General features: G+C 62.5%; 9 protein-coding genes. 5 read left to right on the forward strand and 4 right to left on the reverse strand.

Annotation, left to right across the window (positions count from 1 at the left end):
* Positions 1-344 precede the first annotated feature (344 nt).
* The 4 genes from MRBLMX7_RS06460 to MRBLMX7_RS06475 are packed head-to-tail and all read left to right on the forward strand — an operon-like array spanning position 345 to position 11,087.
* Complete coding sequence (locus tag MRBLMX7_RS06460) at positions 345-3,203, forward strand: hypothetical protein (RefSeq protein WP_363366806.1); 2,859 nt, start codon at positions 345-347, stop codon at positions 3,201-3,203.
* Complete coding sequence (locus MRBLMX7_RS06465) at positions 3,203-4,291, forward strand: hypothetical protein (RefSeq protein ID WP_363366808.1); 1,089 nt, start codon at positions 3,203-3,205, stop codon at positions 4,289-4,291. The genes MRBLMX7_RS06460 and MRBLMX7_RS06465 overlap by 1 nt, the downstream gene beginning before the upstream one ends.
* On the forward strand, positions 4,288-9,861 hold the full coding sequence (locus tag MRBLMX7_RS06470; RefSeq protein ID WP_363366810.1) for a DEAD/DEAH box helicase: 5,574 nt from the start codon (positions 4,288-4,290) through the stop codon (positions 9,859-9,861). Before MRBLMX7_RS06465 ends, MRBLMX7_RS06470 begins: the two co-directional genes overlap by 4 nt.
* Positions 9,858-11,087, forward strand: a complete 1,230-nt coding sequence (locus MRBLMX7_RS06475) for a RecB family exonuclease (RefSeq protein WP_363366812.1) — start codon at positions 9,858-9,860, stop codon at positions 11,085-11,087. Before MRBLMX7_RS06470 ends, MRBLMX7_RS06475 begins: the two co-directional genes overlap by 4 nt.
* On the opposite strand, the gene MRBLMX7_RS06480 is transcribed toward MRBLMX7_RS06475, so the two are convergent.
* From MRBLMX7_RS06480 to MRBLMX7_RS06490, 3 genes are all read right to left on the reverse strand, one after another.
* Positions 11,084-13,072, reverse strand: coding sequence for a Druantia anti-phage system protein DruA (locus tag MRBLMX7_RS06480; RefSeq protein WP_363366814.1), 1,989 nt, complete (start codon positions 13,070-13,072; stop codon positions 11,084-11,086). The genes MRBLMX7_RS06475 and MRBLMX7_RS06480 overlap by 4 nt on opposite strands.
* Entirely contained in the window at positions 13,069-14,520 is a 1,452-nt protein-coding gene (locus tag MRBLMX7_RS06485) for an ATP-binding protein (protein WP_363366816.1), read from the reverse strand. Before MRBLMX7_RS06485 ends, MRBLMX7_RS06480 begins: the two co-directional genes overlap by 4 nt.
* A 274-nt stretch (positions 14,521-14,794) precedes the next feature.
* Positions 14,795-15,178 carry a hypothetical protein gene (locus tag MRBLMX7_RS06490; protein ID WP_363366818.1) on the reverse strand — a complete coding sequence of 128 codons (384 nt, stop codon included), beginning with the start codon at positions 15,176-15,178 and terminating at the stop codon, positions 14,795-14,797.
* Positions 15,179-15,862: 684 nt separating this feature from the next.
* On the opposite strand from MRBLMX7_RS06490, the gene MRBLMX7_RS06495 reads away from it, so the two are divergent.
* The gene (locus MRBLMX7_RS06495; protein WP_363366820.1) at positions 15,863-16,147 is read left to right on the forward strand and encodes a helix-turn-helix domain-containing protein; all 285 of its coding nucleotides are present in this window, start codon (positions 15,863-15,865) and stop codon (positions 16,145-16,147) included.
* Positions 16,148-17,192: 1,045 nt separating this feature from the next.
* Here MRBLMX7_RS06495 and MRBLMX7_RS06500 read toward each other — a convergent pair.
* Positions 17,193-17,750 carry a hypothetical protein gene (locus MRBLMX7_RS06500; RefSeq protein ID WP_363366822.1) on the reverse strand — a complete coding sequence of 186 codons (558 nt, stop codon included), beginning with the start codon at positions 17,748-17,750 and terminating at the stop codon, positions 17,193-17,195.
* Positions 17,751-17,992: the final 242 nt, after the last annotated feature.

Below are 17,992 nucleotides of genomic sequence, written 5' to 3' on the forward strand. Positions count from 1 at the left end.
TCACTCACAAGAAGGACACAAAGCTCGATGGGCTCAAGACCAGTCTGCCCTCCTCGAGCTCCTCGGGAAACTGAAACTCACCGATGTCACCGACGGATCCGGGTCGCGACCGACACGCTCTACCAGGAACTGATCGACGCGGAAATGGGCGAGTTCATTGACGTGGGCCAGGTCTGTTGGATGACGAGGTGGCGCCTGATCATTTGGCACGCCCGACTCAACCCGCGTCACACCTTGATAGCTCTGTCGGGGTCGAGCACGAGTAACTGTCGGAGGCCTTCGCCAGACTGTGTGCCAACGGCACCGCCACGATATGGTTCCGATCAACGGCGGAGGGGGACGCGATGACCGAGTTGAGGCCACAGAACTCTCTAGATGCGCTCGAGGTTCTTCACTCGCGTCTCGACGCTCACTTCAGCGAGTTGAAACAGCGGAGGCAGGTGTTCTCCACCGAAGCCCCTGTGTTCGCTCTCGAACACGGGCTTTCCCTGACCGATATCGATGCGCTGAACGCAAGCGTGAGGTTCGCGGTCACCCACGGATTCAGCGCCCTGTACTGGCGGCAAAACTGGCTGCCATTCGTTGTCTACGCGGCAGAGTCCGGCTACGACTACGAGGGCAACGAATTCTGGCCGAGCTTCGAGCAAGCCACACCGGGCTGGGCGGTTCACGGCGATCGGGACCGTATCCGGACGATGTTCCGGAGGTTCGGCACCGATTACGGTGGGGCTATCCCCACCGGCGGCTTCGCACAGAACTTCCCGATCATCGCTTGGCCGATTACGCACGCCGTTCTACCGGTGTATCTGCAGCGTCACCTCGCTCAGCTGCTTTACGAGTTCCGCATGGGCTTGACCACCGAACTGCTCCGGCAGCCGGAAGACCTTGGCAAGCAGTTGTCAGCTCGCGCCTGGGGCTACACCGAGCGGTTCCGCATCTTCTGCTCAAATACGTCACTACTCGGGCATGTCGCGGCGGCGCTGCTCTCCGGTGAGGACGAAGAATCGCCTTACCTGCTGCACTCGACGCTGCTGCGGCTGGTTGAGGGGCTGGAGCAGGAGCGCCAGTCCAAGTTCTGGTTGCAGGGAGCCCGAAACGCTGCGAGTCGAGTCCGCGCCCAAGGATTTCAACCTGGAGCCTCCCGCACCGGAGCAGGCACTCAGCGGGACCGACTACCGAACCCGACAGACCCGCGCCTCGTCCTGCGGGGTAGCGATACGGGCTGGCGGGCATACGCCCAGTTGCCAGATCTCCGCAGTTTGAGCCGCCGACTGACCCACGTCTACGACGAACTGCGTACCCGACGCGCGCGCGTAGCAGGCGCCGAAGACATCGTCTTGGCTCGTGGCCGTCTCGTGACGCCAGGCCAGCAGGTCCGGCTAACTCATTGGCCCGACCCCGAGACATCGTTCATCGAGCTTGAGGACGGCAGTAGCGATGTCAACGCCTTGCTTCGCGACCAGGTGGAAATCTCTCGTGGTCCGGTCTGGTTGTTTAAGCGGCGGGCACCTGGCCTGGCTGTCGAGGTCAAGAGCAAAGTGGTCCGCCCCGACAACACCTACTACCTCGTCCACGCTGAGGGCTGGGTAGGTGAGGGCGCTCCTGGCCTGGATCCGATCAAGCTTGACGTAGCCGGGGCAGCGGCAAGTCGACTAGTCGTGCCCGAGCAACTCACTGCCGCAGAGTCCGATGCCCTCCTAGCTGCAGGGCTGAGTGTGGTCACCAACGTGACGATTCGTCCAGTCGGAATCGTAGCAAGTTCGTGGGACGGTGAAGGAGCCGTCGAGTGGATTGCTGGTGAGCCGGGTCTGATCGGCATCCACGCCGAGCAGGTTCCGGCGGGCGGCGCTCTGAGTCTGGACGGCGAGCGATACAACCTTGAGTGGCCCGAGGGCAGCAGCGAACTCTACTTAACCCTGGACGATCTCTCGGTGGGCGACCACGAGTTGCGCGTCACGTTGACCGGCGGCGCCCAGCAAACCTTGGCCGAGGGATCGCTGCTGGTGACGATTCGCGACCCCCAGGTGCGCCGCGATGCTGCCGAGGTCGGCGAGGGAATCCGGTTGCTGGCATCGCCGGCCCGCCCGAACATGAGCGAGATTTGGGCACCTGGAGCGGTCACGATCGCGGGGCCTGATGGCCTGCGAGTCGACCTAGCCATATCGCTCCGAGGTGAGGCCGGCCGGGAGCTATCCAAGATCTCGCATCCCATCACCTTGCCGCTTGTCGACTCCGATTGGATCGGCGTCGCCAAGAAAGTCCGCAACGACAGCCGCTTCACCGGGAACTTCGATCAGGCCGAGTCGCTGGAGCTGACGGTGTCTCGCGCAGGGGTCGGCCAAGCCACACTTCGGGCAGATCGCGGCTTCCAGCCCCTGCGGTGGCAGCTACTTCGGGAACGAGAGCAGACCCGTGCCCACCTCATCGATAGGACCGACAGCCCCGGCACACGGGTGCTCTTGTACCGGTTCGAAACACCGGTGGCCCTCGAAGAACTCGACCCGAACTCCGACGTAGTTGCTCCGGCGACTGGCGGTCTCCTGACCGCGAAAGGTGGAGAGGGGATCGACGCTTCCGCCACCATCCTGCTCCCGACACGACCGAACGACCTGCTGGGGATTCGTGTTAAGCCGAACGTCCCGACCGGGCCGCGGACTCCGGGGGAACTCCTTCGACTGGTGTTTCACTACCGGCGGTGGGCAGAGGCCGACCTGCCCGGTGACATTTTCGCCCAGCACCATCGGGACGCCGTACTCGAAGCCATCACCCGTGCGCTGGTTTCTCTAGCGTGTGGAAACCGGTGGGCAGCCGTTGAGAATAGACTCGCCAACTCGAACGATCCCCTCGGTCTGATCGACGAGGTGCAGGCTCTCGTTGGAGACAGCGATGATCATACGCGTCTGGCGAAGAAGATCGGACGCAGCCTTTACGCATGGCAAGACCCGGCCTCGCTCTTGACGGGATTTGACGAGGTCATCCAGGGGTCATTGCGAGCCAATGGGGTAATAGGGCATGACTCGGCTCCGCGATTTCTTCTGTCGCTTGCGGGGCGCCCCAGCCAAGTGCTGTCCTGGGAGGAAGTCGAGCGAGGCTATCTGATGCAGCAAGTCATCGCTTCACCAGCGCTGCTGCGTGCCGCCAGATTCGCCGTCGTCGGCACCCGGCTAATGGGTGAAGCCGAGCTAGCGGCTAGGGGGTTCTGATGAGTATCGCCACACGCACCGTAGACGAGGTCGCCATGATCTCGGTCCGAGCCTTGGGCCTGGACGAGGAGTGCTTCGGCCTGGACTACCCGGAGGCGGTTGCCGCTTCGGTGCGACGTGCCGCATCCTTCCTATGCCCGACGACGCCGCGAGCCTTGACGGATGCCGTGCTCGAGGCGTTGACTCCGGTGCTGCCTGAGCCGCCAACCCGCGATGACCTTATGGCCTTGATCGATCAATTGGTCTCGGGAGGCGACCTACTGGAGATGGCCGATGCCACTTCAGATCGCAAGATTCGCCTGCTGTACCTTGGGCCACCAAGCTTTGTGCCGAAGTCAACTAACCGCTTTCTCCTGACAGGCATTCGCCCGCACGGAGCAGCGCTGGTTCCGGCCGATGTTGCCGTCGAGGCGGAGGCTCACATTCGGGCGGTTTTGCTCGACGGCGATGACGCGGAAGACAGACTTCGGGCGGCCGGGCTGCACAAGATCAGTGTTCAACACTGGATCGGCCAGCCCGCAATCGTGGCGGCCCAAGACTTCATCGACCAGTTCCGGCAGCGCCTCGCCAACTCACCGGCAGCGGGGTTCGTCGACGGGCTGACCATCATCAACCCCGGATCTCGGCCGACCTACTACAAGGGACGCTGGCGCGCGCCGGCATCAGGAGACAACGGCGACTACGTCGGGCGGCGCCCGCAGGCGTACGGTGCCGACCGTTGGTGCGTTGTTCGGCTGGTCGACGGGGCACCGGAGAAGTTGCTCGACCTACCACTGGACAACGCTGCGTCACCTGCGCGTGATGACGCCTGGCGCTTGCAGGCGGCCATCGACGCGGCCCGCCACACGCCGCTTGGCTATCGGGTCCAGCCGATTCCAGGCACGACGCCGATTACCGCGTACATCGTCGACTTCTTCTCGCCGCTGCCCAGTTGGGTAGAGCGGTACCTTGAACTGGCCGGAATCTCCGTGGATAGGTCCCGCGGCGCCTTGTTCTCGTACCGGATTCCGGCATCTGCACTCGCAGAACTCCAGTCAGTGGTGACCGGAACTCTGTGGATGACGACTACCCAGGGGGACAACCAGTGACTGCAGAAGCACCAACCATCGCCGAGACGATCACCAAGATTCAGTCCGCTCTTCGCGAATACATCGAAGCGACCTATCACATCGGCCATCCGACGCTCATCGAGCAGCGCCGCGAGATTCTCGACCAGGAAGGCGTCATCTCTCAAGCGCCGTTTATCGAGAGCACACCTCGCTACCAGACCGGCCGGCGCTTCTCAGACTTGGAGCTCGATCCGTCCGCCCAGAAACTCTTCGCGTCGATAGCCAGCAACGTAGGCGGATCGCGACTGCTCTACGACCCGCCCTACACACATCAGGCCAAAGCACTCGAATGGACTATGCGAGATGGCTTGAGCCTGGCGGTGACCACTGGCACTGGTTCGGGCAAGACCGAGTCCTTCCTTTTGCCAATGCTGGCGAAGCTGGCTCGGGAGGCGGCCAACAGCCCGCAATCCTTTGCACGTCCAGCAGTCAGGGCATTGGTCCTCTATCCGATGAATGCGCTGGTCAACGACCAACTGGGTCGTCTCAGGCTGCTGCTGGGCGACAATCGAGTCACCAACCAGTTCCAGTCTTGGGCAGGACGTCCGGCTCGCTTCGCCCGCTACACCAGCCGCACGCTCTACCCGGGGGTCCGCAAGACGGAGCGCGACCAGACACGCCTCAAGTCAGTCGAGGACTTCTACATCGACCTGCTGAACCGTCAGGACGATCCAAATGCTCGTCACCATGAAGCTGCGTCCAAGCTGGTTGGTCAATTGAGACAGCGCGGCAAGTGGCCTGCCAAGCCAGATCTCCGCACTTGGTACGGGACCAAAGGAAGCCGGTGGAAGAACAGCTCTGGTGAATTCGTCCGAGCGATCGTGCAGCCCGAAGATTCGGAGCTGCTCACGCGGCATGAGGTTCTCGCGGCCCCGCCGGACGTCCTGATCACCAACTATTCGATGCTCGAATACATGCTGATGCGTCCGCTGGAACGACCGGTGTTTGACGCCACCCGCGCGTGGTTGGCGGACAACCCGAACGAGAAGTTCCTGCTGATCGTCGACGAAGCACACCTCTACCGCGGTGCCGCTGGCGCCGAGGTTGCTCTACTCCTGCGTCGATTTCGAGCCCGGCTGGGCGTTCCGGCCGACAGACTCCAGGTCATCGCCACCAGCGCGAGCTTCAACGATCAGGCCTACGCCAGTGCCTTCGCCGCGCAGCTTTCTGGCAAAGATCCCGCCGAGTTCCGGACCGTCACCGGAGAACTGAACCTGCGATCGACGGCGGCACCGGGGACGATGAGAGACGCGAGCCTCCTGGCAGGACTACCGCTCGACGACTTCTACGACGGCAATACTGAACCCGAAAGGGTCGCGGCCGTGCAGGAGTTGCTAGACGCCCGCTGCATCTCGGCCAGCCCGGACGACGGGGTCGGTGTTCTGCTGCACCGGGCGTTGTCGGACTACGAGCCGATGGGTCTGCTGGTCAACGAGACTATGCAGGAAGCCCAGCCCGTCGGTGAACTCGGCGGCAAGATCTTCCCGGATGCCGATCGCGAGACCGCAGATCGAGCCGTCACGGCGCTGGTAGCACTCGGCAGTGTAGCCAGACTTAGCGCCGATGATGCTGGTCTGCTGCCCTGTCGCGTTCACGCCTTTTATCGAGGATTGCCCGGCCTGTGGGCTTGCGCTGATGCCGACTGCACTGCTGTCGACCGCGACACCGCGGGACCGGTCGGGAGACTCTACGGACAGCCGCGGGAGACGTGTGAGTGCGGGGCGCGGGTGTTCGAGCTCTACACCTGCAGGCACTGTGGGTCGGCCTACCTGCGTGCCTACACAGACGACCCGGCCAGCCCGAAGTCGCTTTGGCATGAACCAGGCAATAGCTTCCAGACCGCCACAGGTCCGGTACCGCAGTTGCAACCGCTCGATCTTTTGGTCGAAGAACCCGACCCCGATCAAGCTGCAGAGATCGCCGATCTGGATCTCATCACTGGGCGACTCAACCCGGTCAAGCTCGGGTCACGCACTCGAAGCGTCTATCTGCCGGGCAAGCGGAACGGCGAGGTGGTCGATACCGACGATGACGACGAGGACGACGGAGATAGCAAGACCACTGGCAGCGGCGAATTCAAGCCATGCGGAGTTTGTCGCAAGCTGGCTGGATTCGGGCGTTCCTCGGTCCAGGATCACCAGACAAAGGGCGACCAGCCCTTCCAGGCCCTGATCGCTCGGCAGATTGAGGTCCAACCTCCTTCCAGCCCCTACAGCGACTTCGCACCACTTCGCGGACGCAAAGTGCTGGCATTTTCGGACTCTCGCCAGGTGGCGGCTCGACTTGCTCCGAATTTGCAGAGTTACGCTTTGCGGGACGTTATCCGACCACTGGTCATCCGCGGTTGGGGCGAAATCGCCAGGTTGCCCGGCATGGACAAGCAGATCGGCCTGCACCAGTTGGTGCTGGCGACTCTGGTCGGTGCCAAGAAGCTCAAAGTCCGGCTTAGGCCGGAGCTTCGCCAGGGTGAGTCGATGGCCGTCCTACGGGACGTCGGTCGATTGATCGATGCCGGAGCGCTGTCAGGCGACATCGCGGCACAGATGGAACTGGTGTCGCTGGCGGTATACCCGCCCGAGTCGTTAATGAAGGCGATCTACTCCACGCTGATCGACCGCTACTACGGCATAGCAGCGCTGGGTTTGGCGTCGCTTCGCGAGCGGGAGACCGACAGGGCGGGGCTCTTGGCGGATCTTACGAATCTGCCAGGCATTGCCGACACCGATGAGAAAAAGCTCGCTCTAGTCCGAGTCTGGCTGGCTCAGTGGGCCACGCCCAGCTACGGCATCTGGTTTCCGAACATGACGATGGACTGGCGGGGGAGGAAAGAAGGCGTCCGACCTCACGCAGGCAAGTTCCGGCCGTTCGAGCGTTGGCTTGACTCGTCGATCCTCGTCAGGCAGTTCAACAAGGAGTGGCTGCCCGTTCTTCAGCAGCAGTTCTGCGAGGTGGCCGGTGGCAACAAGCACTACTTGTTGGCCGGCAAAGTCGCGCTGGAGCTCGAAGGCGAGTGGGGCTACTGCGAACGCTGCCGTTTCACCCAGCGGCCGTTCCCAGAATCGTCCAAGTGCGTCAGCTGTGGTGATGACCAGGTGCAAGTCATTGACCCGGACAGCGATCCGGTGTTTAGCGCCCGTAAAGGCTATTACCGAGCCAGCACGGTGCGCGCGCTGCGGGATAACCCCGAAACGCCAATGAGCATCATCGCGGCCGAGCACACCGCACAGCTGAACGCGGCCCAGTCCGAGGCCGTGTTCTCCAAAGCGGAGGAGCACGAGCTGCTGTTCCAGGACGTTGACATTGAATTGCCGAATGCTGGCGCCCAGGAGCGGGCAGCCATCGACGTACTGTCCTGCACTACGACGATGGAGGTCGGCATCGACATCGGTGCGTTGTCCGGGGTTGCCCTTCGCAACATGCCACCGTCCCGAGCGAACTACCAACAGCGAGCTGGTCGGGCCGGACGCCGCGGCAATGCCGTCGCAACCGTCGTGGCGTTCGGAAGCTCCGATACACATGACGACCACTACTTCCGCGAGCCGGCCGAGATGATCCGGGGCAAGGTCGTCGACCCGGTCCTAACGATGGACAACGACGAAATCGCCAAACGGCATGTCATCGCATACCTATTGCAGCGATACCACCAGGACAAGCTGCCCACCTTCGACCCCGATACTCAGAAGTCGCAGCTCTTCGAAGTGCTTGGCACAGTGCCGGAGTTTGTGGGCACCGCCTCGCTGCTCAACCGAACCGACCTAGAAAAGTGGCTCAACCAGAACGAGGCGTCGCTCCGGGCGGATATCGACGATTGGTTGCCCTCAGAGCTTGCGTCCGCAAGCCGTCAGCAGGTTCTGAATGGCATCGTCTCGAACACGTTGGTTGCGATCGACAGCGCTCTTGATCTGACAGATGCAGGGACGCTGCCCCCTCCAGAGGCCGGCGACTCGATGCCCGAAGCTGAGGAAGCGGAAGCCGAAGGCCCGGCAGAGGACGGAGCCGAGGAGCCCAGTCCGATGCGAAGCCAGACCAATCTGCTAGACCGACTGCTTTACAAGGGCGTGCTGCCGAGATACGCCTTCCCGACCGATGTCGCAAGCTTTCACGTTTTCGACGTTGACCGCTCCGAACCCTTCCGAGTTGCCTACCGCTACGCGCCTAGCCAGGGACTTCCCGTCGCCCTCAGCCAGTACGCCCCCGGCAAGGACGTGTGGATTGACAACAAGGAGTGGCACTCCGGGGCGATCTACTCGCCGGTCAAAGCGGAGCGGTACAAGGCATGGCAAGAGCACAAGCTCTACTTCGAATGCCGAGTCTGCCACTACGCCAAGTATTACGACCAGGAGGAAGCGCACCCTGGTGAGATCCGCGAGTGCGAAGCCTGCGGCACCGAAGGTTCGTTTGGAGAGGCGATGGCCTGGATGCGTCCGCCAGGATTCGCGCACCCGGCCGACGAGACCGAGGGAACTAGCCCTGATGACGCCCCGGCCCGTAGCTACGCCACTCGCGCCAAGCTGGTCGCTCCAGGACCAGATGACGAGTCGGCTTGGGATGAGGTGACCGACCGAATCCGACAGACCTATCACCGCGAGACATTGATCGTCACCAACACCGGTCCCGGCAACGAGGGCTACACCTACTGCTTCAAGTGCGGCAAGATCGAGCCGACCGCTCTCCCCACAGGAACGGTAGTGGGGCAGCACAAGAAGCCATTCCCAGACCCGAACGAGCAGGACTGTTCTGGGAACTCGGCGTGGCGGGGTCTGGCACTCGGGACGGACTTCATTACTGATGTTCTACTGGTCCGGCTAGAGGTGGCTTCGCCAGTTCGTTTGGCTCCGCAGTTCTTGTCGACACAGGTGGCGCTTCGCACTATCGCCGAGGCTATGACCATCGCCGCGACTCAACTGCTCGACATCGAGGCGACCGAACTCCAGGCGGAGTTCCGTCCGGCTCTCACGCCAGGCGGAGCTGCTGGGCTGGAGGCTGAGATCTACCTCTACGACACCTTGGCTGGTGGCGCGGGATTCACCCGTCGCGTCGAGGAACTAGGCATTCAGGTTCTGGAGGAGACCCTCAAGCGGTTGGAGAACTGCCCTGCCGCTTGCGACCAGTCGTGTTATCGATGCATCCGCAGTTTCCGCAACCGCTTCGAGCATGGACTCCTAGACCGCAAGGTTGGGGCAGGTTTGCTGCGGTACCTCCTGTATGGCACCGCCCCGACGCTCGACGAATCGCGACTGGAGTTGTCAATCGGACGGCTCTACGGCGACCTCAAGGGACGCGGCATTTCAGGGGTCGAGTTCGAGCGGGACGTCGAGGTCAGTATCCCCGGCATTGGCACAGTGACCGCGCCGATTCTGGCGACGAAGGGCGACCGGAGGTTCATTTTCGGAGTGCACAGCCCGCTGACGCCGCATTTAGCTTCCGATAACTTGCTAAACGATGCTAAGGAGAACCAGGCGGTTATTCCGGTCCGACTGGTCGATGACATCGAGATCTCGCGGAGCTTGCCGAACGCCAGCCTTGCCGTTGAGAAGATTCTGCTTTGACGGAATCGCCGCGCACCTTCGCCACCGGCATCGCTTCCAGCCGAGCGATGTTGGCAGCCCCGCCCGCCCGCTGGAGTTACTCGACGCTGAAAGAAGCAACGGCTTGTCCGCTGCGGTACTGCCTGCAGCGAGCAACCTACCCGGATCTGGGTGACCACAAGGGCTACCCGTCGTTGCCATCGGTTTCGGCGCTGTTCGGCAACATCGTGCACGGGGTCTTGGAAACTGTAGTCAAGGCGATGGCTGAAGCTGGCGTGGAGTCGCCGCAGTCCGAATCAGCAGCCAACGTGATCCGCGATCTCGGTGGATTCACGTCGGTAGTTGAGAGGGAGCTCGCTAGGCAGCTCGCTCCGCTGAAGCACAATATGCGCCTGTCCAAAGATCGCCAGCGCCGGATTGCAATCGACTTAGAAGCCCAGGTCGCCGATGCTCGGGCACAGGTACAGACCTACCTCAGTCGCACGAGGTTCGTGCCCGGTCCACGGCGTGCTACCTCCGGCTCCGGCAACGCCCAACCGCGAGCGTTTGTGCGCCGCGAACTCGGAGAGGGATCACACGCAGAGGTTGAGCTGGTCGCAGAGCGCCAGCGGCTGTATGGGCGGGTTGATTTGCTGACGCTCTCACGCGATCAGATCAACATCATCGACTACAAGACTGGCGGCGAGTCTGACGGCCACGTGGACCAATTGCGGCTCTACGCCTGGCTTTGGGGAGCAGACGACAAAGTCAATCCGCGAAGACGGGACGTCACCAGTCTCACTGCGGCCTACCGCGACCACGATGTGACTGTCGACGTTCCGGGTCCGGAGCAGCTGATCGCGCTGTCCCATGAGCTCGCTACCAAGATCGCCGATGCAGACAGGGAGATTGCCTCAGGCGCCCCCCTCGCAAAGCCTAGTCAGAAGAACTGCCGGCACTGCGCGGTACGTCACCTTTGCATCAGTTACTGGATCACTGTCGCTCCGAAACTTTCCGACGTCGGGCAAGGGGAATTTTTCGACTACGAGGGTGTGATTGGCGAGCAGAACGGCCAGCGCAGCTGGTGGCTCCTAAACGACGCTGGCCACCCTGACCTACTACTGCGTACCACCACATCTACGCCACCGTTCGCGTCGGGAGAACGTTTCCGTTTCCTGGGGCTGCGTCGTGATATCGACCCGCAGGTGCCCTGGCCAATCGGGTCTCTGACCGTGGCGACTGAGGCGTTTCGGGTCGAGTCGGCTTAGGAACTGTCGGCGGCGAAGAGCATCGATTCCGTGGGAGTGGCATCGGCCTCATCGGTCGGCAAGGGGACGCGAGCTCCGTGACTGATCGGACGAACTAGCCGGTGGCGACGCATGCTCTCAAGCACAGCGGGCTGGACTGCCCGTCGCTGCCCCCACCGTTCGAACCACCAAACGCCAACGGATGTCTCATCCGCTTGCTCCGGATCCAAAAGGTACTCAGGAGCAGGATCAATCCCGAGCGAGTAATCACGGAGGTTCTCAACCAGCTTGATGCCGTAGACGATCCGTTCCCGGCCATGCTTCAGCAACTCGCTACTCGGCCACCCAAGGGCAGCCAAGCCGAGACGTACCTTTCGTAGACGCGGGCTGACACCTTCGCCGAACACGCTGTTGACCCGGACGATCGCGCCCTTGACTCGGGACAACCGAACCAACGCATCGACCGTCTCGTCGGTGAAGTGCGACGTTCCGAAGGAGCGGGATCGGCCGAGTTCGGTGAAGCTGATCCACTTATCGTTCGGTCCCCCCATTACGGCGGCCGGCCAACGGAGCCGGTTGTACTGGCTGGAGCCGCTGCCATATAGCGAGGTGGTGCTGATGAAGGAGAGTCGCGACTCGCGTTCGATCGGTCGACCGGCCATCGAAGAAGCGATGTCACTCGGCCGGGAGTATTTGGCGCGATAGGCAGCGATGACCTTGGGGGATACGGCCAGGGCGCCGACCAACTTGCCTGCGGCCAGAGCGTTATACGGAGCGACAGCGCCGCAGACGGTTAGGTCGGCAATCACAGTGCCGACTCGTTCGCCACGTGCTCGGCGAATCAAGCGGCGGAGTTGCACTTTCGCTTTGGTGTCACTCAGCGCTTGGCGGAGACCATCTGCTGTCGGCTTGGGCGAGAAGAATGGCCGGAGGGTACGAGAGGCCTCTAGCGTGTCAGCCAGCATTGCTGCACGCTTACTGCGGAACAGGTGGGAGGTGGCCCGCTGGACCCAGGGATCCTGTTCTATCTGCCGCACTTCACTGAGTGGAGTCCGATGGTGTTTCTGGCGGTGACGCTCGGCATCAGCCCGGAGCATGGCGATCGCCTCGTTGGTCGGGTGCTGCAGGTCGGTCGGCTGAAGAACGTTGTCGGCTAGAAGATCCTCAAGGTAGATCTCCCCAAGCTGCGCGTCGATTCTGCCAGCGAGCCACGCCGCGATCTCATCAGAAGGAGCCTCACGAACCTCTTCAAGGAACGTGTCGGTGCCCCAGCCGATCCATTCGTCGCGCTCAGCGATTTGAACGACCGGGCTGGAGATCGCTGCCAACCCGATGACCGCATGGTGTGGCGTGGCCGCATCGCGTATCAAGATTGGCATAGAGCGCCCGGGCACCGTGGAGTAGGCATTCGACCACGTGTGCCGGAAGTACCGCCAGATATCGTGCAGAAGATAGCCGGTGCGCTCACACCTACTTCCATCGACGATCTGGATGTAGGGGCGGATCACCGAACCGGGGTCCGGTGCCGTCGTTAATGAGTCCGCGAGTTCACGACCGTCACGCATCAAGTTGAAGACAGTGACCAGTTTGCCCTTGAACTCGCGGGGCTTCTCCATGCCCTCAACGAAGCGACGGACGCTGGGCTTTCTGAGCTGAGGATCGCGGCGAAGGTGTTCCTGGCGACGAACTCGAGCCTTCTCAACCACCGGATCCGCGTTCGAGGGCGGCGGAGCGAGGAGTGGGCCATGCTTGTACGCGGTTGAGAGAGTCCAGCCTTGCTCTACAAGGTCGATGAGGGTGTTGGCGGCTGCCGCCAAGGTCGGCTTGTTGTACAGGTCTCCCAAACCAGCCTCGGCGAACCACAAGTTGCGGTCAATGGCGTCAGCAGGATCGAGACTGGCGGTCGCCAGCGCTGTACAGAGCCGGAGGAAGGCAACACGCTCTGCTTTCGGCGTGCCGGTTGGGAGCGAGATGTTGAGGAACGCCGAATCATCTGCTGCGGTCATGACTTGGCCAGCATTCGCCCATACGTCGCACCCCAGGTCTGGAGTAGTTCCTGGCGCTCCCGCGTAGTGACATCCATGGATGCAATTGATCGGGCGAAGGAAAGCAACATGAGTTCCAGGGCAATTCGCACGGGGGTACCAGACTCTCCCAGTTCTTGGAGCGGTCGGTAGAGCGCGCTGAATGCGGGATGGTCGGTGTTCAAGGTGACGTCGATGCGGCGCTGCTTCAGCGTCAATTCAAACATCGACTCTCCCGTTAGTTGGTCAGCTCCCAGGCGGTAGCTCAGAGCACCGGTCGCGCGCCCTGCGGTGCGGATCACCGGCAATTCGGCGTCAGCCGCGCCCGCAATGCGGCAGGATCCTTGGACGGCCGCCTCGAATTTTACCTCCTCGAATGCCTGACGAACACGAGCGTTGAGGATGCGGGCGATCGATTCAAGCTCGGGTTCTAGTGCCTCTCGCAAGGCGGCTGAGGGGCGAACACCCTGCTTGTTGATCGTGATCCCGAAGTCCTCATCAAGTGCAGGATCGAACTCAATCTCGCATCGCCACCAGTCGTCGTAGTTCTCTTTCCGCTTGCCGCCCATGAGGTACCACCCACTGGCGATCTCTCGCCCCGCTCGCAGGATCGAAACCCCGCCGTGACCGACGACTCCTACCCGCCGCTTCGTAGCGTTGTCGAGGTGATGCCAACGAGCAACTGGGAGCATTGCGAACGTAACAGTGACGCAACTCGTCTCACCGGTGGCGGTGGGGATCTCGTATCGCAGCGGGTCAAACGCGAGGCGAGCGGAGTGACCGCTAACCGTCGTGTTGAGTAGCATCGGGTCAACCGGGTCGACCTCATGTCCGTTGATCCGCATGGTCGTGCCACGATCAAGGAACTTGCGAAACATTCGGCCGAGGTCTCGGTGGAGCGCACGTTCTAGCCACGCCAGACGTCGGTACTCGATCCGGTCGCACTCATTCCACGTGACGCGGCACCCAGATGGCGCGACGCCTCCGTGCCCGTCAACCGCCGACAAGAATGCCCCTTCGCCCTGCGCCACCGCATCAACGTCCAGGTGAACCGCGCGCGCCGGGGTGCCCGGTCGCCAGGTTGCCACCTCGATATGTCGAGCCTGGCTTAGCGACGCAGCGGGCAGCCCCATGCCGAACCGCCCGAACGAAGAACGCGAGTCGAAACGAGATGACCCACCAAATCGCAGGCAGGTGATTAGTTCCTCTTCCGACATGCCACGACCGTCGTCCTCAACACTGATCCACGGCAGCGCATCTGGTCCAGATCGACCGATTGCGATGTCGATGACAGCGGCGTTCGCTTGGATTGAGTTGTCAACGAGTTCCGCGAGCGCCGTGGAAAGGCTGACGTAGCCCGACTCGCGGATTGCGCGGATGAAGTTGGCTGGCACCAGCAAGTCGACTGTGCTGCCCTGTTTGCGGCCCATTTCGGCTCCCTAAGCTGGCGAAAGTCCTAGGTCTAGGGTAGCTCGCCGCACACACCTCGGGCGAGCGCATTCCCACGAGAATCGCAACACCATGGCTCGATCCCAGAGTCGCGTCAGCGGTTGCGACGTGTGCAACGTGCTCGATCTGTATCGCACAGATTTAGCCGCCATTCAGCGCCATCTCGCCGGGATCCCCATCCGTTCAGCAGACTCGTTCATGAGACCGCCAGCCGAAGCGTTCGCGCGACATCTGCGGGCCCCCTCGGCCTCGAAGTCAAGAGAGGCCGGGATCCGCGTCAATGGCTCCCCAGAGGTGCCTGTCGCAGAGGGTATTCACCCACAGCCGGATCACATACTGCTTCGCGGGCGCCCCGCATACCTCGCACGTCTCGATGCTTCGCCACTCGGCGGCCCGTATCGCCTCGTGAAACTCCTCGTCGTACTCGTACGGATCCTCGGAGGGTGAAGCGTGGAAACTCAACGATCCGAACTTCGACTTGACCTGCTGCACGATGTAGGCGGGCGCGATCAGCGCGAGGGTTTGATCGAGTTCGACAAGCAACGGATGCCACCCGGCAGCCACTTCCAAGACCGGCGGCCAGCCGGGCGCAAACCGGTCGATGATGCGCTGAAGCTCGGGTGGGAACACCTCAGTCATGGCTAAGCTCGGCCTCCGGTCGCGTGACATCCACATCCCAGCCAACAGCCCCGGGCATCTCGCACCTACTCGCCGTCACTTGCGTGTTCTGTCGCGCCAGGTCTTGCTGGCGCTGACGGGAGCGCCTCCGGAACTCCCTTCCGACGCGCAGACTCCGAGTCATACCTTTGTCGAAGCTCAGCATCCCGCGTCGCCTCCACTCGACGGTTACGTGCCCTCGGAAGCCGGCGATTGCGCGGCGTCGCTCAATGTGTTCAAGCCCCTCGGGGAACCGGGCAGGGAGCCCATCAGTGTCTGGCAGGAGGTGCTTGAACAACTCCGCGAACGTCGGACCGGTTCCGGTCCTCCGCCGTGTCTGCGCGATGAAGATCGCTGCCGCCAATGCCCATTCTCCGGCGGTGTCCTCTCCGGTGAACGCTTCAAACACGTAGGCCCACGCGGCAGGGGGAGGCGTCGCGATTCCACGCCACCAGATCGGGTACGCCTCGGACATTCAGCCATCGCCTTCACGGTCGTACACGCGAGCCGTTCCCGCGACGCGACCGCTCGATGTCGGGATCGGCAGCACACGTGCAGAGGAGAGCGGAGCGATCCGACGGAGTCGATGATTGTTTCGTATGGCCTCCCGAATTATGCCATACGGATTAGGCCATGTGCGGGTGCGACTGTCTCGACTCTTGATAGGTGCGGCAGCGGAACGATGACATCGAAGCAGAATGGGCTTCGTTCGCCCAGCGTTTCGCGACTTCCCTTCGCACCGCTCGCGACAACGCGAATCTGAGCCAGGAAGACGTGGCCTACCGCGCTGGGCTGACCCGATACACCTACCAGAAGTACGAGAAGGGTGAGTCACGCCCGGGCCATCCCGCCAACCCGACGTTGCGGACCCTGCTCGCTCTCACGCAGGTGCTTGGTGTCGCTTTGGTCGACCTGGTCCCCGACGACGCCCCCGATCTCCGAAATCGCTGAGCGCTTACCCGCCAGGTGTTTCATCCACGGGACGTTGTCCGCCCAACCAGGAATGATGCGTTGGGATACGACGCGGGATGCGGGGGCCGCTCGCACGACTCGCTCCACGACGTCCACTCGTGGGCCTGAGCGAGTGACATGGCGAAGGAGTACCGCCCTCTCCCGGTACGCCGCTTCCGCTATCCCCTTCTCGAAGGGCGCCTTCGATGTCGTCGCCCCACTCGATCTCGGCATCTGGATCGCGGTGCACATTGCGGCGCGATGCACCCTCACCACAGCAACTGCCGTCGTTTCCAACTCTGGTGTCCAGCTTCCTCCGCCAGCGCCGACGACGAGTCCGATCAGTCCTTCGATCTGTCGAGTATCCCTCTCAGCTAGGGCGGTCAGCCCCAGAACAACGTCCGCGTCAGTGAGAGTCACCAACAAGTCGACAGCCGGCCCGTACACGCATGCGGCAGTGCGTCGCTCTGCTTCCGGCGGCTCCTGCCAGCTGTCCAGAATCAGGCGGGTCGCGAGATCAAGTTCGCCCGTATGCATCGACACCCCACGACTCCACAGGAGACCCGACAGCGTCTGCTCAGCGCGGCGATATCCCTCTGGAGAGCCGATGAGTTTGTCTTCGCCACGGAAGTGCCATCGACGATGCCGAACGCAGTACCCGCCTCCTCTGCCGAACACCTCGGTGGCGTTTCCCTCGCTGCATACCGAGCATGCGGAGCGGGCTTCGTCAACGACGTCGCATCTCGCACAGCGCCGCAGCTTCCACCCCACGTGGTGGCAGCGCCTGTACATCCGGAAACGAGCACGGTCGTGTGCGAAATGTCCAGGGGGCAGTGCACCAGCACTTTCCGCGGCCGACATCAGAAGGTGGTTCGTTGGGCCTATGGATCTCGTGCCAGCCTCGCGCAGGATGTAGTTCGCGAGAGCCATCGCATCGATGGCGTTGGCAGCCGCAAGTCTGGCGAGAAAACCTGTTGGTGTCTCGCCGGGTAGCGGGATCACCCGGCACGGAAGAGCTCGCACAATTGCCTTGGACCCAGCTCGACTATCTTGGACCCGATTCGACCCTATGATGCAGCACCCGCGCCCGAATCGTCTTGACCCTCGGGAGCATGCGCTTGGCGGAGGGCGTCAGCACGCAACCACCCTGCACAGGAACTGCGGACGTTCCGCTCCAGAGCTCGCGTCCTTGAATCCTCAATCCGTCGAGGACGCCCTCGACAGCCCGCCGCCCGACAGCGTGCGAGGCGACAAGGCGATCGAACAGCATTGCGAGCGCGTACCCGCCGAGGCCATGCGGCATCAGGACGTTTGCGAGACGTGCGTCGGTGAGCACCGCCGTCAGCGAGATCCGTTGCGGAAACAGCTCGATCTCGTCATCCAGAGGGTCCGCTGGGCGCTCAACCTCAACGTTGCCCAGCTGTAACAACTCCGTGGCTGCCTCTACTTCAGGCGATCTGTACGGCACGCCGCGAAGGCTGAGAGAGCCGTTCAGCCTACGTTGCGCAACCACCAGTTTGGGCCTTCCCGATAGGCCGATGTCGCGATCGTCACCGTGCCACCTGCGATGGCGCACGCAGACCGGACCGTGCATGCGCGCCACGGTGATCTGCTCGCCAGCTGAGCACCGCCTGCAGAGCGTTACTGCGGCCGGGATCATGCGACAACTCGGACATTCCACTTGGCGCGTTGCGCCTCCATGTTCACAACCGCGACCGCCTGAGTCTCGGAGCAGTGTGCCTTCTGGGAGACGACCCAAGGCCTCAATCTGCCAGAGGGCGCTTCTCGGCGTCACCCGGATAGGAAGTGCGGGGTCGTCGTGGCGCAACGCCAACCAGAGGTCCT

Source organism: Microbacterium sp. LMX7-1.2, from assembly GCF_040675935.1.
In the GTDB taxonomy this organism is placed as follows: Bacteria; Actinomycetota; Actinomycetes; order Actinomycetales; family Microbacteriaceae; genus Microbacterium.